Source organism: Flexivirga endophytica (assembly GCF_014640635.1).
GTDB lineage: Bacteria > Actinomycetota > Actinomycetes > Actinomycetales > Dermatophilaceae > Flexivirga > Flexivirga endophytica.
This window is the reverse complement of the sequence record NZ_BMHI01000001.1, coordinates 55,913-74,387: the sequence shown is the minus strand read 5'-3', so window position 1 is coordinate 74,387 and position 18,475 is coordinate 55,913. Positions and strand designations below refer to the sequence as shown.

At 66.8% G+C, this 18,475-nt stretch carries 19 protein-coding genes; 8 read left to right on the top strand and 11 right to left on the bottom strand.

The window, feature by feature from the left end:
• Positions 1-15 precede the first annotated feature (15 nt).
• Positions 16-477, top strand: coding sequence for a DUF2231 domain-containing protein (locus IEX71_RS00355; protein ID WP_188835005.1), 462 nt, complete (start codon positions 16-18; stop codon positions 475-477).
• Between the two features lie 20 nt (positions 478-497).
• On the opposite strand, the gene IEX71_RS00350 is transcribed toward IEX71_RS00355, so the two are convergent.
• The 4 genes from IEX71_RS00350 to IEX71_RS00335 all read right to left on the bottom strand — a co-directional run bounded on the left by IEX71_RS00350 (position 498) and on the right by IEX71_RS00335 (position 6,457).
• On the bottom strand, positions 498-3,287 hold the full coding sequence (locus tag IEX71_RS00350; RefSeq protein WP_188835004.1) for an FAD-binding and (Fe-S)-binding domain-containing protein: 2,790 nt from the start codon (positions 3,285-3,287) through the stop codon (positions 498-500).
• A 5-nt stretch (positions 3,288-3,292) separates the two neighbouring features.
• On the bottom strand, positions 3,293-4,873 hold the full coding sequence (locus tag IEX71_RS00345) for a GMC family oxidoreductase (protein WP_188835003.1): 1,581 nt from the start codon (positions 4,871-4,873) through the stop codon (positions 3,293-3,295).
• Positions 4,874-4,940: 67 nt separating this feature from the next.
• Positions 4,941-5,438, bottom strand: a complete 498-nt coding sequence (locus IEX71_RS00340; protein ID WP_188835002.1) for a hypothetical protein — start codon at positions 5,436-5,438, stop codon at positions 4,941-4,943.
• 233 nt (positions 5,439-5,671) lie between these two features.
• Positions 5,672-6,457 (bottom strand): IclR family transcriptional regulator, encoded by a 786-nt coding sequence (locus tag IEX71_RS00335; protein WP_188835001.1) that lies wholly within the window; start codon positions 6,455-6,457, stop codon positions 5,672-5,674.
• A 178-nt stretch (positions 6,458-6,635) separates the two neighbouring features.
• Here IEX71_RS00335 and IEX71_RS00330 point away from each other — a divergent pair, with 178 nt between their 5' ends.
• From IEX71_RS00330 to mctP, 4 genes are all read left to right on the top strand, one after another.
• On the top strand, positions 6,636-6,956 hold the full coding sequence (locus IEX71_RS00330) for a putative quinol monooxygenase (RefSeq protein WP_188835000.1): 321 nt from the start codon (positions 6,636-6,638) through the stop codon (positions 6,954-6,956).
• A 203-nt stretch (positions 6,957-7,159) separates the two neighbouring features.
• Positions 7,160-7,471 carry a GIY-YIG nuclease family protein gene (locus tag IEX71_RS00325; RefSeq protein ID WP_308420940.1) on the top strand — a complete coding sequence of 104 codons (312 nt, stop codon included), beginning with the start codon at positions 7,160-7,162 and terminating at the stop codon, positions 7,469-7,471.
• A 305-nt stretch (positions 7,472-7,776) separates the two neighbouring features.
• Positions 7,777-8,064 (top strand): DUF3311 domain-containing protein, encoded by a 288-nt coding sequence (locus IEX71_RS00320; RefSeq protein WP_188834998.1) that lies wholly within the window; start codon positions 7,777-7,779, stop codon positions 8,062-8,064.
• Entirely contained in the window at positions 8,061-9,755 is a 1,695-nt protein-coding gene (gene mctP, locus IEX71_RS00315; RefSeq protein WP_188834997.1) for a monocarboxylate uptake permease MctP, read from the top strand. The genes IEX71_RS00320 and mctP overlap by 4 nt, the downstream gene beginning before the upstream one ends.
• Positions 9,756-9,853: 98 nt before the next feature.
• On the opposite strand, the gene IEX71_RS00310 is transcribed toward mctP, so the two are convergent.
• Together IEX71_RS00310 and IEX71_RS00305 are read right to left on the bottom strand one after the other, a co-directional pair.
• The gene (locus tag IEX71_RS00310; RefSeq protein WP_188834996.1) at positions 9,854-11,152 is read right to left on the bottom strand and encodes an HD-GYP domain-containing protein; all 1,299 of its coding nucleotides are present in this window, start codon (positions 11,150-11,152) and stop codon (positions 9,854-9,856) included.
• Positions 11,149-12,195 (bottom strand): HD-GYP domain-containing protein, encoded by a 1,047-nt coding sequence (locus tag IEX71_RS00305; protein WP_188834995.1) that lies wholly within the window; start codon positions 12,193-12,195, stop codon positions 11,149-11,151. Before IEX71_RS00305 ends, IEX71_RS00310 begins: the two co-directional genes overlap by 4 nt.
• Positions 12,196-12,905: 710 nt before the next feature.
• Between IEX71_RS00305 and IEX71_RS22780 the strand changes: the two genes are divergently transcribed.
• A complete protein-coding gene (locus IEX71_RS22780; protein WP_370670776.1) occupies positions 12,906-12,980 on the top strand; it encodes a 50S ribosomal protein bL37 in 75 nt (24 codons plus the stop codon).
• A 105-nt stretch (positions 12,981-13,085) separates the two neighbouring features.
• Here the strand turns inward: IEX71_RS22780 and rsrA are convergent, their stop codons facing one another.
• The gene (rsrA, locus tag IEX71_RS00295) at positions 13,086-13,355 is read right to left on the bottom strand and encodes a mycothiol system anti-sigma-R factor (RefSeq protein WP_188834994.1); all 270 of its coding nucleotides are present in this window, start codon (positions 13,353-13,355) and stop codon (positions 13,086-13,088) included.
• Positions 13,355-14,002, bottom strand: a complete 648-nt coding sequence (locus IEX71_RS00290; protein WP_188834993.1) for a sigma-70 family RNA polymerase sigma factor — start codon at positions 14,000-14,002, stop codon at positions 13,355-13,357. The genes rsrA and IEX71_RS00290 overlap by 1 nt, the downstream gene beginning before the upstream one ends.
• A 432-nt stretch (positions 14,003-14,434) precedes the next feature.
• Here IEX71_RS00290 and IEX71_RS00285 point away from each other — a divergent pair, with 432 nt between their 5' ends.
• Complete coding sequence (locus IEX71_RS00285) at positions 14,435-14,641, top strand: hypothetical protein (protein ID WP_188834992.1); 207 nt, start codon at positions 14,435-14,437, stop codon at positions 14,639-14,641.
• A gap of 24 nt (positions 14,642-14,665) precedes the next feature.
• On the opposite strand, the gene fgd is transcribed toward IEX71_RS00285, so the two are convergent.
• The 3 genes from fgd to IEX71_RS00270 form a co-directional block, all read right to left on the bottom strand.
• The gene (fgd, locus tag IEX71_RS00280) at positions 14,666-15,670 is read right to left on the bottom strand and encodes a glucose-6-phosphate dehydrogenase (coenzyme-F420) (protein WP_188834991.1); all 1,005 of its coding nucleotides are present in this window, start codon (positions 15,668-15,670) and stop codon (positions 14,666-14,668) included.
• Between the two features lie 207 nt (positions 15,671-15,877).
• Positions 15,878-16,552, bottom strand: a complete 675-nt coding sequence (locus IEX71_RS00275; RefSeq protein WP_188834990.1) for an alpha/beta hydrolase family protein — start codon at positions 16,550-16,552, stop codon at positions 15,878-15,880.
• Entirely contained in the window at positions 16,549-17,379 is an 831-nt protein-coding gene (locus IEX71_RS00270; protein WP_188834989.1) for an SOS response-associated peptidase, read from the bottom strand. The genes IEX71_RS00275 and IEX71_RS00270 overlap by 4 nt, the downstream gene beginning before the upstream one ends.
• A gap of 106 nt (positions 17,380-17,485) precedes the next feature.
• Here IEX71_RS00270 and IEX71_RS00265 point away from each other — a divergent pair, with 106 nt between their 5' ends.
• Positions 17,486-18,451 carry an ABC transporter substrate-binding protein gene (locus IEX71_RS00265; protein WP_188834988.1) on the top strand — a complete coding sequence of 322 codons (966 nt, stop codon included), beginning with the start codon at positions 17,486-17,488 and terminating at the stop codon, positions 18,449-18,451.
• Positions 18,452-18,475 lie beyond the last annotated feature (24 nt).

Below are 18,475 nucleotides of genomic sequence, written 5' to 3'. Positions count from 1 at the left end.
CACCGTGTCACCGGCATGAACACCACCTATGACGTCGGCGGCCTGCCCGCGCACCCACTGCTCGTGCACGCCGTCGTCGTCCTGCTGCCGCTCGCCGCTCTCTGCACCATCCTCCACTCCTTGTGGCCTGCTGCGCGAGCCCGACTCGGGATCGTTCCGACGCTGCTCGCAGCCGTCGGCACCGCGCTGGTACCGGTGACCGTCGCTGCCGGACACGCACTCGCCGACCAGCTGGGCGGGACCGCGGGCAACCCGCTGCTGCGCCGGCACGAGCACCTCGCCGAGCAGATCCTGCCGTGGAGCATCGCCCTCACGGTCGTGGCGCTGGGCAACTGGCTGTGGCGGCGGTATGGCGAGGGGCTCGCGCCGCGCTGGCTTCGCCTGGTGATCCCGGTCGTCACGGTCGTCGTGTCGTTGGGTGTGATGGTTGCCGTCATACGGGCTGGTGATGCCGGGGCACGGGCGACGTGGCAGTAGCGGGACCTCGGCCACCGCTTTCAGGTGTGCTCGGCCAGGACCTCGAGCATGTGCCGGTAGGTCTTGCCGGTGGCGCGCGTCATACCTATCTCGCAGGTGCGGTTGGCCGACACGTATGCCGTGCCCGGCAGGTCGTCGAGCGCGGCGACCTGAGCGGCCTCGGGGTCCGTCGCCGATGCGGTGAGGCCGGGGTGCAACAGCCCGCGGTCACCGGCGAATGCACAACAGCCCCAATCGGTCGGCACGACGACGTCATCCGAGACGGCCTCGGCGAGCCGCACGAGCGACCTCGTCGAGCCGAGCACCGTCGTCGCGCACGTCGGGTGCAGCACCAGGCGCGGGACGCGGGACGTCACGGACAGCTTGGGCAGGACGGTTGACGCAACGAAGTCCAGGGCATCAATGACCGTGATGGCCGGCGACGCGTCCTTGAGCAACTTGATCAGGCCCTCGGCGCAGGAACTCGCATCCACGACCACCGGCAGTCGTCCGCCGTCCGTCGCGTCCGCCAGCGCGTCCAGTGTCCGGTCGCGCATCTGCCGATGGCCGGTGGTATGGCCCTTCGACGACCACGGCGTGCCGCAGCACAAGCTGTCGATGCGCTCGGGCGTACGCACGGAAACGCCTGCCGCCCGGCACAGTTCGACCAAGGCAGCGGATGCGCCATCACCCGAAGCGGCGCCGAACATCGCACTGATGCACGCCGGGAAGAGCACCGCCTCCGGCGCCGCTTCCGACACCTGCGGCCGCTTCCGACCACCACGTGGCAGGCCCTCGTCATACAACGGCACCCGGTCGTCGCCGGCCACTCGTCGCGCGCCGCGGGTCAACGCCATCGGCACTGCCGCAGGTATGACGGACGCGGCCGTCAGTGCCGCAGAGCCGCCGCGGGTCACGGCAGACCAGTGCTTGGCGGCGAATCCCCAGGCGCGGTCCTCGGCGGAGGTAGCGCTCTCCGCGCGCAGCCGCCGGACGAGATCGCCGGTGTCGATGTGCACCGGGCAGGCGGTGCCGCACATGCCGTCCGCTGCGCAGGTCTCGATCCCGGCGTACTCGTAGTCCTGCGACAGTGACGCGACGAGTCCGTCGTCACCGTCGAGCCGTGCCTGCTCCAGCTCGCGACGCAGGACGATCCGCTGCCGCGGAGTGACCGTGAAGTCCTTTGACGGACAGGCGGGTTCGCAGTAGCCGCATTCGACGCAGCGGTCGACCTCCTGCTCCACCTTCGGAGCGACCTTGAGGTCCTTCAGGTGCGCACGCGGATCGTCGGTCAGCACCGCTCCGGGGTTGAGGACACCGCCCGGGTCAGCCAGCCGTTTCACCTCACGCATGACCTCGAAGAGCTCCGCGCCGTATTGCCTTTCGACGAAGGGCGCCATGATCCGGCCGGTGCCGTGCTCCGCCTTGAGTGTGCCGTCCAGGCCGAGGACCAGGTCAACCAGATCGTTGGTGAACCGGTCGTAGCGCTGCAGTTTCGCGCTGTCGTCGAACTGCTCGACGAGCAGGAAGTGCAGGTTGCCGTCGCGGGCGTGCCCGAAGACGACCGAGTCGTCATACGAGTGCTTGAGGAACAGCTCGGACAGGTTCGTGCACAACTCCCCGAGACGCGGCACCGGCACTGCGACGTCCTCGAGCAGCGCGTTGGTGCCCGAAGGACGCGCTCCGGCGACTGCGCTGAAGAGGCCCTTGCGGGTCTTCCAGAACGCGGCGCGCGCGATCGGGTCGGTCGTCAGTCGCAAGGGTGCCTGCAGTGGGAGATCGACCAGCGCCGGTTCGGCCATGCCCCGCAGCTCGGACAGCTCCTCGTCGGTGGTCGCTTGGAACTCCACCAGCACGGCCGCTTGTCGGTCCAGCTGCAGGCCGGAGATCTCGGCGGGGCACTCCGGATCGGCCTGCGCGACGTGCAATGAGCGGACATCGAGCAGCTCTCCGGTCGCCACACCCGCTCCGGCGATCCGGTCGACGCTCGCCGAGGCCGACACCAGGTCGTCGAAGACCAACAGCCCGGTGGCGATCTCGGGCAGGACCGGCACCGTCCGGAAGACGACCGACGCCACGAACCCGAGGGTGCCTTCGCTCCCGACCAGCAGGTGGCTGAGGATCTGCACGGGATCGTGGTGATCGAGGAACGAGTTGACGCCATACCCCATGGTGTTCTTGATGGCGAACTGCCGCTCGATGGTCGCCACCGACTGCGGGTTGGAGCGGACGCGGTCTCGCAGCTTAGAAAGTCCTTGGTGCAGAAGCGGTTCCCGGTCACGCAGCAGCTGGTCGGCGTCCGGGCGCGCCGTGTCGACGACCGTGCCGGACGGCAGCACGAAGACCATCGACTCGATGGTGCGGTAGGAGTTGAACTCCGTGCCGCACTGCATCCCCGAGGAGTTGTCGGCAACGACACCGCCGATGGTGCACGCGATCTCGCTCGCCGGGTCCGGCCCGAGTCGTCGCCCGTGCCGGGCGAGGCGGGCGTTGACCGCGCGCACAGTGATGCCGGGTTGCACCCGCACCCGCGCACCGTCGTCGAGCACCTCGACACCACGGAATCCCGCGCGGGTGTCCACCAGCACCTGATCGGTGACGGCCTGGCCCGACAGCGAGGTGCCGCCACTGCGGAACGTCATCGGTATGCCGAGCCGCCCGCACGCCCGCATGACCTCCGAGACCTGCACGGCGTCGCGCGGGACGGCCACCGCCGACGGGATGAGGAGGTAGTGCGACGCGTCGTGTGCTCGTGCGCGCAGGTCGAGCGGGCGGTCGAGGACCTCGACGCCGGAGAGCGCGCTCCGGAGGCGGGTCGATGTGTCCGTCATACGGCTTAGAGTGCACCCTTCGCGAGTTCGTCGGCGATGAACTCCGCCTGTCGGATCGCCAGTGCCACGATCGTCAACGTCGGGTTCGCCGCCGCACCACTGGTCATCTGTGAACCGTCGGACACGAACAGCCCCGGCACATCATGTGCCTGACCGTGCGCGTCGACGACACCGTCCTCCGGACGAGCGCTCATCCGGCAGCTGCCGAGATTGTGCGTCGAGGGGTATGGCGGCGTGTGGTGCGTGCTCTGTGCGCCGACCGCTTCGTACATCAGATCCGCTCTGGAGTAGGCGTGTTCGCGCATCGCGACGTCGTTGGCGTGGTCGTCGAAGTGGACGTTCGGGACCGGCAGGCCCCACTGGTCCTGGTCCGCCGTGTTGAGGGTGATGCGGTTGGTCTCCTGCGGGAGGTCCTCGCCCACGATCCACAGTCCGGCGGTGTTCAGGTAGGCGTCGAGCAATGCGGCGAAGTCGGCGCCCCAGCCTCCTGGCTCCACGAAAGCGCCCATGAACGCCGGCCCGAGAGCGAGCGTCTCCAGGTAGTAACCGCCGGCGAAGCCGCGTGCGGTGTCCAGTCGTGCCTCGTCCGCGACGATGCCGGCCATCGTCTCGCCGCGATACATCCGGACCGGCTTGTCGAACGTCGCGTAGACAGAGCCGGTCGTGTGCCGCATGTAGTTGCGGCCCACCTGACCGGAGGAATTGGCCAGCCCGTTCGGGTGCAGCGACGATGCACTCATCAACAGCAGTCGTGGGCTCTCGATCGAATTGCCCGCAACACAAACGACTTTCGCCCGCTGCCGGTGCAAGTTGCCGTCCTTGTCCAGGTAGAGCACGCCGTCGGCATGACCCTTCGCGTCGTGGGTGATCTGGACTGCCTGGGACTGCGTGCGCAGGTCGAGCTTGCCAGTCGCGAGGGCACGAGGGATCTCCCGGACCGCGGTCGACCATTTCGAGGAGTTCTTGTCGCCCTGGAAGTTGAAGCCGTCCTGGATCGAGGCGGGCCTGCCGTCATACGGCTCGGCGTTGGTGGCGTAGGGGCCGGTCGCGTAGAACTTGTAGCCCACCGACTCGGCGCCGTTCGCGAAGACCTTGTAGTTGTTGTTCGCCGGCAGCGGTGGCCGTCCGTGCCGGTGCGTCGACCCCATCGCCTTCTCCGCGGCGTCGTAGTAGGGCGCGAGCTCTTCGAGCGTGATCGGCCAGTCGAGCAGGTTCGCGCCCTGCACGCCGCCGTAATAGGTCTTGGTCTTGAACTCGTAGTCCTTGAAGCGCGGCGTCGCACCCGACCAGTGCGTCGTCGAGCCACCAACGGCTTTGACGATCCAGGCCGGCAGGTTCGGGAAGTCGCGGGCCACGCGCCACGAACCGGACGTCGTGCGCTTGTCGAGCCAGGCCATCTGGTTGAACGCTGGCCACTCGTCGTTCTCGTAGTCCTCGGGCTTCAGGTAGGCGCCGGCCTCCAGGACGACACACGGTATGCCGCGCGCGGTCAGCTCGTAGGCGAGCGTGCCGCCGCCGGCGCCGGAGCCGACGATGACGACCGCCTCGTCGTCATACGCGATCTGGAATGCGTTGTTGTCACTCATGACAGGCTCCTCCTCCGTCGGACCCTGTCCTTCGGCCGTGTTCTTTGTCGTTTGCTTCGCTCATGATTCACGCCTTCTTGAGCTGGTCCTGATCGGCGACCTCGACGAATTCGTCGGAGCCGTCGTATTCCTCGACCCGCGGGTCCGGCAGCCAGTCGAGGTCGTCGAATCCGCGGTTCACGTAGCCACCCTTGGAGAACGACTCCCCCTCGTAGCCGAGTGCCGCCCACACCTCGGGGTCGCCATACAGGAGAGGCACGGCGACGCCACGGATGAAGACGAAGAACTCGGCGTCGGCTATCGCGTGCAGCAGCTCGCTCGCCGCGATGTCGTCCAGGTCGCGGAAGGGACCATGAGCAGCGTCGTCCAAAGTGCGCAGCCCACGGGTGAGCAGCGTGCGGTGCCAAACGGATTCGCCGATCTGCTCAAGGATCGCGTCCGCGGTGCGCTCGTACGGACCGTCGGGGAACCGCGGATGCGGGTATGCCGTGCGCAGTAGCTGCACCAGATTTGCGCGGTCGTCAGCGCCGACGGACGTTTCGTCGATGCCCGAGTCCGTTGCCATCGCTACCTCCTGCGTGAGACTGTGATGCGGCTCACAGTAGGTAGCCTCGGCCGACTCGCCCAAGAGTCGTTCTCGCAAGGCGATAACCCGCATTTGGCCGGTCGAGTGCGGCGAGGGACGAGCCACGAGCAACGCGGGTCGAGCGTCGTCCTGAGTAGTCGCGAGGCACGAGCGACGTATCGAAGGGTGCGGTGAGGGACGAGCCGCGTATCGAGACCCCCCAGCGCAGCCCCTCAGCCCGTGTGACCGGACCGGTAGTACCGACTCACGGCGGACGCCGTACACCGCAATTCGTGCTCGACCACGGCCCGGCGCTGCGCGAAGCGTTCCTTGGGAGCCGAGACCGCCACCGACCCGACGATGCTGCCCGACGCGCTGCGCACCGCTGCGGCGCAACAGGACGCGCCAGGTTGGAATTCCTCTATCTCCCAGGCGATCCCGCTGTCGGCAACCTTCGCCAGCTGCTCGGCGAGTTCACCGTGTGTGATCAGCGTGCCCGGGCCGAAGCGGGGCATCGGCTCGGGGTCGAGGTGGCGTTCGCGTTGCTCGTCGTCCATATCGGCCAGCAGGATCTTGCCGAGCGCGGTGGCGTGCGCGGCTTCGTGGAAGCCGAAGTCGATCGGCTTCAGGCGTGGGGCCGCCGGCGATTCGGCCGTCTGCACCACGACGATCTGCGAGCCCCGGTGGATCGCGAAGTATGCCGCGGCGCCCATGCGCTGGTGCAGCGCGACGATCTCGGTGCGGACGGGGCGTGGGACACCGATCTGCTGGTGCAGGCTGAGCGCAAGCTGGTGCAGCTTGTAGCCGAGCTCGAAGCGCTTCTCGGTCCGGATGTGGACGAGGTATTCGGAGTCGAGCAGCTCCCTCACGAGCCGGTAGACCGTGGGCAACGGCAGGTCGATGGCGTCGGAGATCTCCTTCGCACTGGCGCCGCCACGGGCTGCGACCAGCTCCAGGATCTGCAGCGTGCGCCGCACCGAGCCGCCACGGGTAGGGACGCCGTCGTCCACCAGACTCATCCTCAGACTGTACGTCGCCGGGCCGCGTTCCCGCCGGTCGATCCGGAGCGGCGGCTCGGATGTTGTCACCTCGTGAGAACGCCTCTCCCGCTGCACCGCGGCGGCATGTCAGAGTGGGTTTCCGGCGGCGCCGCCCGGAGCAGTGCGCCATACAACTCGAGTGTGCGAGGAGACCGAGATGATCTTCATCTGCGTGAAGTGGAAGGTGAAGCCCGAGTATGCCGAAGGGTGGATCGAGCTGACCAAGACGTTCACCGACGCGACCCGCGCCGAGCCCGGCAATCTCTTCTTCGACTGGTCCCGCAACGTCGAGGACCCGAACGAATACGTGTTGATCGAGGCGTTCAAGGATGACGCAGCCGAGGCCCACGTGACGTCCGAGCACTTCAAGACCGCGCAGCGCGAGCTGCCGCAGTACGTCCAGGAGACCCCGCGCGTCCGGAACGTGCAGATGGACGGCGACCACTGGGACGAGCTCGGCGAGTTCAAGATCGACTGACACTCCGGGCGGTGGCCGGAGGAGCGCAAGCACGCTGGTCGAGTGCCGGAGGAGCGCAAGCACGCTGGTCGAGTGCCGGAGGAGTGCAAGCACGCTGGTCGAGTGCCGGAGGAGCGAAGCGGGGGAGGTGTATCGAGACCAAGTGCTCGACAGTTGTCCACAGGTTGAAGCCATAAGGATGCATCGCCCGCACACGCGCGGCGATGCTCTCCCTTATGGCGTGGACATACATTTTGCGGTGTGGGGATGGCTCCTACTACGTCGGCAGCACACGGGATCTCGAACGTCGCCTCAGCCAGCATGCGGCCGGCGAAGGTGCGGCCTACACACGGCGACGACTGCCGGTCGAACTCATGTGGGCTCAGGAGTCCGACAGCATCAGGACTGCGTACGAGTTGGAGAAGCAGGTCCAGAACTGGAGTCGCGCAAAGCGAGAGGCGCTGATATCCGGACGGTTTGACCTGCTTCCTGACCTCGCGAAGAAGCGCGTATGGCGACGTTCGACTGAATCGTGACGCACGGTGGTCTCGATACACCTCCCCCGCTTCGCTGCTCCGGCACTCGACCAGCGTGCTTGGCGCTCGATACACCTCCCCCGCTTCGCTCCTCCGGCACTCGACCAGCGTGCTTGGTCTCGATACACCTCCCCCGCTTCGCTCCTCCGGCACTCGACCAGCGTGCTTGGCGCTCGGACACCGCAGCTGCTACTCGGGAGTACGCCTGACATACGGTCTCGGATCGTGTGAATCTCACCCGCAACACGTGTCCCGGCGGTAGCTTTTTCCGGTTAGCAACTCACTCCGAGAGGTTGCACCGCCCCATGACTCAACACAAATACCCGGACAAAGCCCCGCCTGCGGACCGTCGCCTGCAGGTTCTGGCGGGCATCGTCCTGCTGTTGCCGATGATCGCGCTCGTGCCGGTCGGTTGGTATTCACGCACCACCCCGAAGCTCGGGGCCTTCCCGTTCTTCATCTGGTACCAGATGGCACTCGTCATCTTCTGCGTCATCTGCACGTCGGTCGCCTACGCACTGGTCACCAAGGCCCGTCCTCCTGTGCCGTTCGAACCGGCCGACACTCCGAGCACCAAGGACGGTGACGTATGACGAACTTCCTTCCCGCTGCAGCGGATCCGTCACACCCGGGCGGCGGCCTCAACGTCCCGGCAACGATCGTCCTGGTCCTGCTCTTCCTGCTCGTCACCGTCATGGGCTTCATGGCCTCCCGGTGGCGTCGTGGGAACAACCTGGAGTCCCTCGACGAGTGGGGCCTCGGCGGCCGTAACTTCGGCACCTGGATCACCTGGTTCCTGCTCGGCGGTGACCTCTACACGGCATACACCTTCGTCGCCGTCCCGGCGGCGATGTTCGGCGCAGGTGCCGTCAGCGGCTTCTTCGCGGTGCCCTACACGATCGTCCTCTACCCGATCATCTTCTTCTTCATGTCGCGCCTGTGGTCGGTCAGTCACCGGCACGGCTACGTCACCGCCGGCGACTTCGTCCGCGGCCGTTACGGCTCACGCGAGCTGTCGCTGGCGATCTCGATCACCGGGTTCGTCGCGACGCTGCCCTACATCGCGTTGCAGTTGGTGGGTATTCAGGCCGTCCTCGAAGTCGCCGGTGTCGGTGGCAAGGGCAACTGGCTCGCGAACGACGCGCCGCTCTTCGTGGCGTTCGTCATTCTCGCGGCGTACACCTACACCAGCGGTCTGCGTGCGCCTGCAATCATCGCATTCGTCAAGGACATCCTGATCTACCTGGTGATCATCGTCGCCGTGATCTATCTGCCGTCGAAGATCGGCGGCTGGAGCCACATCTTCGACGCCGTGCACGCCAAATCCGAGTCACCAGCCGGCAAGGCTGCGAAATTCACCGACACCGTCGGCCCGAAGGCTCAATGGGCATACGTGACACTGGCATTCGGATCCGCGATGGCGCTGTTCATGTACCCGCACTCGATCACCGCGGTGCTGTCGTCCAAGAGCCGCAACACGATCCGCAAGAATGCCTCGATCCTGCCGGCATACTCCTTCGTGCTCGGGTTGCTCGCGCTGCTCGGCTGGGTGGCCATCGCGGCCGGGACCAAACCGATCGGCCTCAACGGCAAGCCCAACGCGCAACTGGTGGTGCCGCAGCTGTTCGAGGACCAGTTCCCGAGCTGGTTCGCAGGAGTCGCGTTCGCGGCCATCGCGATCGGAGCTCTGGTGCCGGCAGCGATCATGTCGATCGCCGCGGCCAACACGTTCACACGCAACATCTACAAGGAGTGGTTGCGACCGAACGCCACTGTCAAGCAGGAGGCCAAGGTCTCCAAGCTGACCTCGTTGGTCGTGAAGGTCTTCGCGCTCGTCTTCGTGCTGGCCATGGACAAGCAGAACGCCATCAACCTGCAGTTGCTCGGTGGCATCTGGATCCTGCAGACCTTCCCGGCGATTGTGATCGGCCTCTACACCCGGTGGATGCACCGCTACGCGCTCCTGGCCGGTTGGGCCGTCGCGATGGTCTACGGCACCTGGCGTGCGTATGACGTCGCCAGTCCCGCCACCAAGCACTTCGGCGGATCGCTGTCGAACATCCCGGTCATCGGCGAGCTCGGCTACATCGCGTTCACCGCGGTCATCATCAATGTCATCATCGCGGTCGTGCTCACGTTCGTCTTCAACGCGCTGAAGGTGCCCGCCGGGCGGGACGAGACCGCTGTCGCGGACTACTTCGTCGAAGAGAACGACCCACGGATCGAGCAGGACTACGACCCGACCGATCTGGCCACCGGTGAGGAGGCTCCCAAACCTGCCTGATCGGAGCAGCCGACACGAGGCAGCGCGGGTGGATCGTCAGCGATCCGCCCGCGCTGTGTGCATCCCAGGGTCCTCTCCGGGGGCTCCGCTGGTGTGTCTCAGTGCGCGCGGTGCTCGTGGTGCTGCGTGGTGACCTTGCTCAGCAGGTCCAGCACGGTCGGGTCGTACTCGTAGCCGATGCCGAGGGTCAGGCGCTCGATCGCCGCGTCCCGCAGGGCACTGTCGCCTCTGGTCAGGTCTTCGAAAGCATTGCAGACCTTGATGATTCGGGCGCTCATCGGCACGCTCTCGCCATACTCCTGCACCTCTCGGAACTGCACCACCTGCGCCGCGATGATGTCCGCGACGCCGTCGAGCACTTCGGTGCGACGCACGATCCGGGCGCCCTCGTCGGCGATCCCCCGCTGGTCGGCCGGTGCCACGTCGATCGTCGCGCCTCCCGGGATCGGCGCGGCGAGCGACACCTGCCCGATGTCGTGCAGGCGCGCGGCGTCCTCGAGTTCGTCGAGTTCGCGATCGGTCATGTGCAGTTCCGTACCGATCCGCCGCGCGAGTGCCGCGACACGCGCGGAGTGGCCGCCGGGCGTGTAGCCGGCGATGTCGGTCAGCTGCGACAGGGCGGCGATCGTCTGCCGCCGTGTGTCGATGACCGATGCCTGCTGTTGCAGCGCAAAACGCAACAGCACCAACGGTGCCGACATCAGCGGTATGGCGAGCACGCCGAGCGCCGACATGCCCAGCGCGATCGCGATCGACGTCGAGATGACGGCTGCGTTCAACGCGGACTGGATGCGGGCCACCTCGGCGAACTCCGACCGGAACGAACGCCCGCCGCGGTGCAGGTAGACCGAAGCGACCAGCATCACGGCACCCGCGACCACTCCGGCAACGGCCATCGCGACCGCGGATCGCCAACGGTGTGAACCCCATTCGCCATACATGTCGATGGCGGAGACACCGGAGAAGAACGGCACGTCGCGGTAGAGCACCGAGGCGATGGTGATCGCGATGAACGGCCCGATCCTGGCCGCGGGTGTCGGGCGTATGCCGAGGAAGCGCCAGCTCAGCAGACCGCCGAGCGCCCGGCCGATCACCGCTGCGGCGAGCACCTCCAACGTCGAGTCCGGCACTCGCCCGGCCGCGTCGAACGGCTGGGGGCCGGCGAACGCGAGGCTCAGCGCCACCGCCGTCGCCACCGGAGTGCTCACCCGACCACCGAAGAGCGACAGGTGCAGCAAGGACGCGCAGGCCAGCGCTACCACGAAGCAACCCATCACCAACAGGGTCGAGTCACCGGAGATGTTCGCTTGCAGGAAAGCCGCGCCCAGGCAGACCACTATGAGCACGATGGACCAGAGGACCGCCGGCGTCCGGAAACCGGCCACTGTGCGTCTCATTGCTGGGCCCGCTCGCCCGCCAGCATGTCGGACACCGCCGGGAGGTCGTGATCGAGCCACTGTGTCTCGTCGACCACGGGGTCTGCACCGCCGACGTTGTCCGAGATATCGCTGACCGCGGCGATCCCGTGGGCCGTGTCTGCGACCGTGGCCAGTGCTTCGACGCAGTCCGGGTCGAACTGCCGGCCGGCCCGCGCTCGAAGCACCTGGATCGTCTCGTCCACGCCGATCCTGGGGGTGAGCGCACAGAACGTGTCGGCGACGGCGAGAATGCGCGCCAATTGCGGGATGTTCTTGCCGGCCAACCCGTCGGGGTAGCCCCGACCGTCCCAGCGTTCGTGGTGATGGAGGATCGCGGTGATCGAGTCGCCGAGGAACTCGATGGACCGCAGCATCTCGACGCCTCGGGTCGGGTGGCCCCGGATGCGGTCCAGATCGTCCTGCCGTGGATCGGATCCTGGGTGCCGTCGTTCCACCGGCGCGACCATGCCGACGTCGTGCAGCAACGCGGCGAAGTGCAGAGCATCCGCCTGGCCCGGGGAGAGCCGCAACTCATTGCCGATGAGTTCGCTGACCCGAGCTACTCTTTCGTTGCGGCCGCGCATGATCGGATCCCGCGCTTCGCTCGCCGCGACCAAGCCGGAAACGGTTCGTTCATGAGCGAGCGATTCAGCGTGCTGCTGTGCGTAGGACCACTGAGCGAGGGCGAGCGGCGCAACCATCACCAATACCGTTGCGAGCCCGAGGCCGACGGGGTCCCACAACACGGCGAAGAGGAAGCCCACGACGCCATAACCCAGGTAGGTACGTCCCACCTGTCCGACCAGCCTGCGCACGGTCATCAGCATCGGCGTGCCACCGTTGATCGAGATCATCGTGCCAACGCACATCGCGTTCACCAGCAACATAACGATTGTCGCCAAGGCCAACGGGAGCAGTTGAGTACCAACGATCAGCAGCGGCGACGTCCCGTTCGCGACTCGGATTCGACCGCCGACCACGAGGTAGAGGAGACCACCGACGACGCCGACGAGGCCGTTCATCGAAACGTTGAAAGTACGAACGACAATCGGACGCCTGCGGAGCGGGTCGACGCCAGAAACACATCCAACGATCGCGGCACCTACCGGGCCCGTAAGAGGTATCGCGGCTCCGAGCAGGATGGAGGTGAGAGAAACACTCGCGCCCGAGCCAGCCAACCGGGTCGACTGAGCCGCGGTTGCGAGCAGCGCCAGACACGCAAGCACCGTTACGGTGCGCACGTCCGGAGAAGTGATCGAGACGGACCAGAGCCAAGCGGACAAAAGCGCTGCCGCGATAACGAGCGTCACGCGCCAGGCTCGAGTCATGTCTCCTGATTAAAGGGGTGGCTTGTCGCGCACTCCCACAAGCGGCGGCTCAGACCAACTTCGGCAACGTCAGTTGACGGGGTCCCAGATGATCGTGTGCGTGCTCATCTGACCGCCGCCCGAAAGTGACGCGAGGAGCGCCTGCAATGCTGCGTGATCCATGTCCAGATCCTTTCCGCTCTTGCCTCGCCGTTGCGGGCACGATGCAGATCCCAGTACAGCCCCCCAGGGTTGGGACCGTATGTCAACCACCCTGATCTTCTCACGACGTGACCTACATCTCGCAACCCGAGACGACCAGGAACCCCGTTCTTGACGAAACCTTTACCCTTCGAGCGTGTGAGATGATGGCTCGGCCGCGTTCGCGGCAACATCAGCTTCCGCTCGATCGTCAGGAGTTCACCATGAGCAAGCGCGCCCGCAAGCGCCGCAGCCGCAAGGGCAAGGCCGCCAACCACGGCAAGAAGCCCAACGCCTGAGTCTTCTTGACCCAGTGCCTGAGTCCTCGGCATACGAAACGGCCCGGCACACGCATCACTGCGTGTGGCCGGGCCGTTCGTCATACAACTTGAAGTGCGAGCGCGTCAGCCTTCCTGGATGCGCACCTGCGTCACCTGAGTGACGCGCACGGTGGTGATGCGCTGCAGGATCTGGCTACGCAGCGCGTCCGGAGCGTGCTCACACGCGCACGAGCGCTGAACCAGTGCCTTGAGGATCCGATCGAGCTCGTATTCGTCCAGGCAGGGCGGGCACTCGTCCAAGTGCGCCTGCAACTGCGTGCGAGCGGACTCGTCCAGCTCGCCGTCCAGGAGTTCGTAGATCCGCGACAAGTAGTCGCCACATTCGGCGCCCATTACGAAGACGCCCCTTCCTTGATGAATCCGCGCTCGACGGCGTAGTCGGTCAGCAACTCACGCAGCTGCCGGCGGCCGCGGTGCAACCGTGACATGACGGTGCCGATCGGAGTGTCCATGATCTCGGCGATCTCCTTGTAGGAGAAACCCTCGACGTCCGCCAGGTAGACGGCCATCCGGAAATCTTCGGGCACCTCCTGCAGCGCACGCTTGACGTCGCTGTCCGGGAGGTGATCCAGCGCCTCGTGCTCCGCGGAGCGCAGACCACGCGAGGTGTGCGCTTCGGCGCGGGCCAACTGGTAGTCCTCGATGTCGGCCGCATCGGACTGCTTCGGCTGACGCTGCTTCTTGCGGTAGGTGTTGATGTAGCTGTTGGTGAGGATCCGGTAGAGCCAGGCCTTCAGATTGGTGCCCGGCTTGTACTGGTGGAATGCCGAGAACGCCTTGGCGAACGTCTCCTGAACCAAGTCCTCCGCGTCGGCGGGATTGCGTGTTGTGCGCAGGGCCGCGCTGTAGAGCTGGTCCAGATAGGGCATCGCGTCGCGCTCGAATCGCGCGACACGGTCGGCGTCCGACTCGCTCGCGACATCGAGGTCGGGATCCTCAGCGGACTTCGGCTGCAGGTCGCTGCCTTCTTGAGTGGTCATCGACGTCAAGCCTAGACCTCCTGTGGATGTGGTCGCGGTGCCGACGAACGTCGACCCGCCGGCCGAGCCCGCGGGCTCCGCGAGCGTCAAGGGCGCGTGCAACAAGCTGCACTCCTCACTGTGAAGACGATCCCTGGTACACCCTCGTCAACGACGCCACGATGCCACACATTCCCGTATGGCGCCGGCGGCACCGGCCCCGACGAAACGCTCGCATGCCGAGACCGACCCGCCCGCCGGCGACGCCGAGGACGACCGCTTCGCGACTCGCGAGTAACGGTAAAGCCAACGTAAAGTCGATGGAAAGTGGCGGTATAGCAACGCTTGCGGACAAAACGGCCCGGATATCCCAGCGCGCGGCCTCAGATCCCCGTGATTGCAATATTTCCGGATCGGTTGACGCGCGACCTAACAAGTCATAAATTCCTCCGGGTGACCGTCTTTATCGCGACGCTGGTGATGCTCTACATCGCTTCACTGTGTTTTGTCGTCGCTCTTCTGACACGCACTCTCTGGCGCGAGCGTGCCAATCCGCTGGACTCCGCCGCGACCGTCCTCACCATCACGTCGACGTCGAGGGCATCGGCCCCGGACAACCAGGCCACCGTCAGCGCACTGCACGCGACCAAGAGCGCCTGAGCGCGCCATACACAGAAGTCCCGCTCAGAACTCCGAGCGCAGCGCCGGCAGCACGTCCTCGCTGAACTGACTCAGGAAACGTCGCTGGTCGTGCCCCGGCGCATGCACCACCAGGTGGGTGAAGCCCAGGTCGACATACGGCCGCACACCGTCGATCACCGTCTGCGCGTCCGAGGCGACGATCCACCGTGAAGCGATCTGCTCGATCGGCAGTGCGTCAGCCGCCTTCTCCATCTCGATCGGGTCGTCGATGCTGTGCTTCTGCTCCGGCGTCAGCGCCAGCGGCGCCCAGAAGCGGGTGTTCTCCAACGCCTGATCCGGGTCACGGTCGTAGGAGATCTTGACCTCGAGCAACTGCTCCACCGCTCCGGGTTCGCGCTTGCCGAGCTGCTCCCCCTCCTGCATCGCGGGGACGAGCTTGTCGGCATACAGCTCCATGCCCTTGCCGGAGGTGACGATCATGCCGTCGCCCATCCGGCCGGCGTACTTGGCGACGGTCGGCCCGCCGGCCGCGACGTAGACCGGAATCGGCTTCTCCGGCTGGTCGTAGATGGTGGCGCCGACGGTGCGGTAGTAATCGCCGTCGAAGTCGACGCGCCCCTTGGTCCACAGCTGGCGCATCAGCCGCACCGACTCACGCAGCCGGGCGAAGCGTTCCTTGAACTCCGGCCAGCCGTCCTGACCGACCGCGATCTCATTGAGGGCCTCGCCGGTGCCGACCCCGAGGATCACGCGGTCCGGGTAGAGGCAGCCGAGCGTCGCGAACGTCTGCGCCAGCACGGCCGGGTTGTAGCGGAAGGTGGGCGTCAGCACGGAGGTGCCGAGCACGATGCGTTCGGTGCGAGCGCCGGCCGCGGCGAGCCACGTCAACGCGTGCGGCGCGTGCCCGCCCTCGTGCCGCCATGGCTGGAAGTGGTCGGACGCGAAAACGCTGTCCAGACCTGCTCGCTCGGCCTCGACCGCCAGGTCGACGAGCTCGCGGGGCGCGAATTGCTCTGCGGATGCTTTGTATCCGATCGTCAGGCTCATGGGGCCACGCTACGTCACCCCACGAAGTTCTCCCCCGCTTCGCTCCTCCGATACTTCGCGGGGACCCCGACCTCCTCTCCTACTCGACCAGCGAGGCAAGCCAGGCGCGGGACCTCGAGACGGTCGCTCGTGCCCCTTCGAGACGCCCGCTCGTCCCTCGCGGCCCCTCAGGGCGAAGCTCACGATCCCCTCGGCCACCACGCTCGATCAGAGCGTGTCGAGCCAGGCACGAGTCACCGCGAGGACCTGGTCTCGCCCGCGGGCGAGGCTGTGGTCGCCGGGGACCCCGGTGATGGACGGCTGCGACCCGAGCGCTTCTCGCACATCGTCCGGCCGGCCGAACGGGTCACGCTCTCCTTGTATGACGGCAAGCGGCAGCCCGGCGTCGAGCACGGACTGCGCCTCGAACGCGCGTGAGCGGCCCGGGTTGTTCGGCGGGTGCAGCGGGAAGGACAGCGCCAGGACCGCATCGGCACCGACGTCGGACGCCGTCCGGCAGGCGACACGAGCGCCGGCCGAGCGGCCGCCCACGACCAGCGGTCGTGGCAAGGCCCAGCGTCCGCCCGTCAGGTTCGCGAGGATCGGAATCCATGCGGCATCAAGTGTTTTCGGTGGCGTGGCGACCTTCTTGCCCGCCACCCGCCACGGCTGCTCGACACGCACGTAGGTCCAGCCGTCATCGACGAGGGCACGCAACGCCACCAGGTCGGCGGCGTCGATGCCGCCGCCCGCGCCGTGGCTGAGGACGATAGAGCCACGGAAGGCTGGCTTCGACGCGCTCCCCCGCTTCGCTCCTCCGCCGCTCAAACCGCCAGGCGGGCGCTCGACGTGGACGCGGGCCGGACCACGTGGAGTGTCGATCAGTCGGGCTCGGACCGTCATGAAAGAACCTCCCCGGTCATCGGGTCGACCACACCTTCGAGGTCGGACCGTGGGGCCGGCTCCAGCAACGCGGGGCCGTTGTTGCGGCTCGACCCGACGGCCTTGCCGACCGGCCACGCCTCGAAGCGTCCGAGTGCGCGCGGTTCGAGCAGAGCACGCACGTCGTCCGGCTCGGTCAAGGTCGGATCCAGCCAGCTGGCCCACTGGTCGCGGTCGAGGACGACCGGCTGGCGGTCGTGGATGCGGTCCATGCCCGGCTCGGCAGCAGTCGTCACGATGGTGTAGCTGACGACCCACGCGTTCGGGTCGCCCTCGTCGGCGGACTTGTCCCGCCAGAACTCGTAAACCCCTGCGAAAGCTACGGATTGGCCATCAGCGCGGTGAATGAAGAACGGCTGCTTGCGCGGCTTGCCCTTGCGGTCCGTGACCGTCGGACTCGCCTGCCATTCGTACCAGCCGTCGGCAGGCACCAGGCAACGGCGGGCCAAAGCGGCGTTGCGGTAGGCACCCTTGTCCAGCAGCGTCTCGGAGCGTGCGTTGATCATCCGCAGCCCGATCTTGGGGTTCTTGGCCCAGCTCGGCACCAGCCCCCAGGTCAACAGGCGCAGCTGTCGCAACGGCGTGGCGCCCGGCTCGTCCCGCGGCGCGCGGGTCAACACCACCGGTGCCTGCTTGGAGGGCGCGACGTTCCAATCGGGAGCACCGACCGGCGGATCCTGCGGCGCGACCAGCAGGGACCTGCTGCGTTCGTCGCTGCGGTCCTGCTCGATGTCGAAGTCCTGCAACAGATCGTCTGGGGCGAAGCTCGCGGCATACCGGCCACACATGCGAGCAACCCTACGTGGCCGCGGCGCGGGACCAGTGCACTTCGCATAAGTTAGGTTTGGCTAACCTTATGCAACCGACTCGTTCGACCGTCACCGGAAGGCCCCGATGAACCTCCCCACCAGCCGCCGCACTCTGCTGCTCACCGCCGCCCTCAGCCTCCCCCTCGCCGCCTGCGGCTCCGGGTCCGGCGGCCCGGCCGCCGGACCGGCAACCAGCTCCGGCGGCGACACAGCGAAGTCCGCCTTCCCCCGGACGGTGCCGACCTCGCACGGCACGACGACGATCAAGTCCGCGCCGAGCCGGGTCGTCGTGCTCGGTGCACAGCCGGCCGAGGCAGTCCTTGCCCTCGGCATCACTCCGGTGGCCATCGACACCTACGGCGCGCCATACACACCGTGGCTGAAGGACAAGGTCGGCACCGCGAAACATCAGAAGCTCAGTGACTCCAAGTCCGTGAAGATCGAAGCGGTCGCGGCCAACAAGCCCGACCTGATCATCGTCGCCAACTGGCTCACGCAGCTGCCGGGCGTGTCCGACAAGCTGCGCGCGCTCGCCCCGACGGTCGACGTGCCCGGAAAATCGGTCAACCCCGACTGGGACAAGGTCATCGCGTCGACCGCCGATGCCCTCGGCAAACCCGCGAAGGGCAGCAAACTCGTCGCCGGGCTGAAGCAGCAGATGGCCCACGCCGGCAAGGGTGTGCCGGCCGGGTCGACATACAACTGGGTGCGGTATGACGCCAACGGGTGGGGCTTCGGCAACGGCTCGCTGCTCGATTCGTTCGGCCTGCGACCCGCCAAGAACCAGGACAACACCAACCGCAAGCTGCTCTCCACCGAGCGGACCGGTGAGCTGACCGCCGACGCGCTCTTCGTCTGGGCCTACGGCAAGACCGCCGCCGACGTCACCGCGGCGCCCGGTGCCCGACAGCTCCCGGCCGCGAAGAAGGGCACGCTGCAGGTCGTCGACCTCAACTTCGCGACCGCCCTGAACAGCCCCGGTGTCTACTCGATCCCGTGGCTCATCCGGGAGATCGAGCCATCGTTGGACAAGCTGCGCTCCGCGAAGTAGCCACGGCTCGGTAATCTTGGCGCG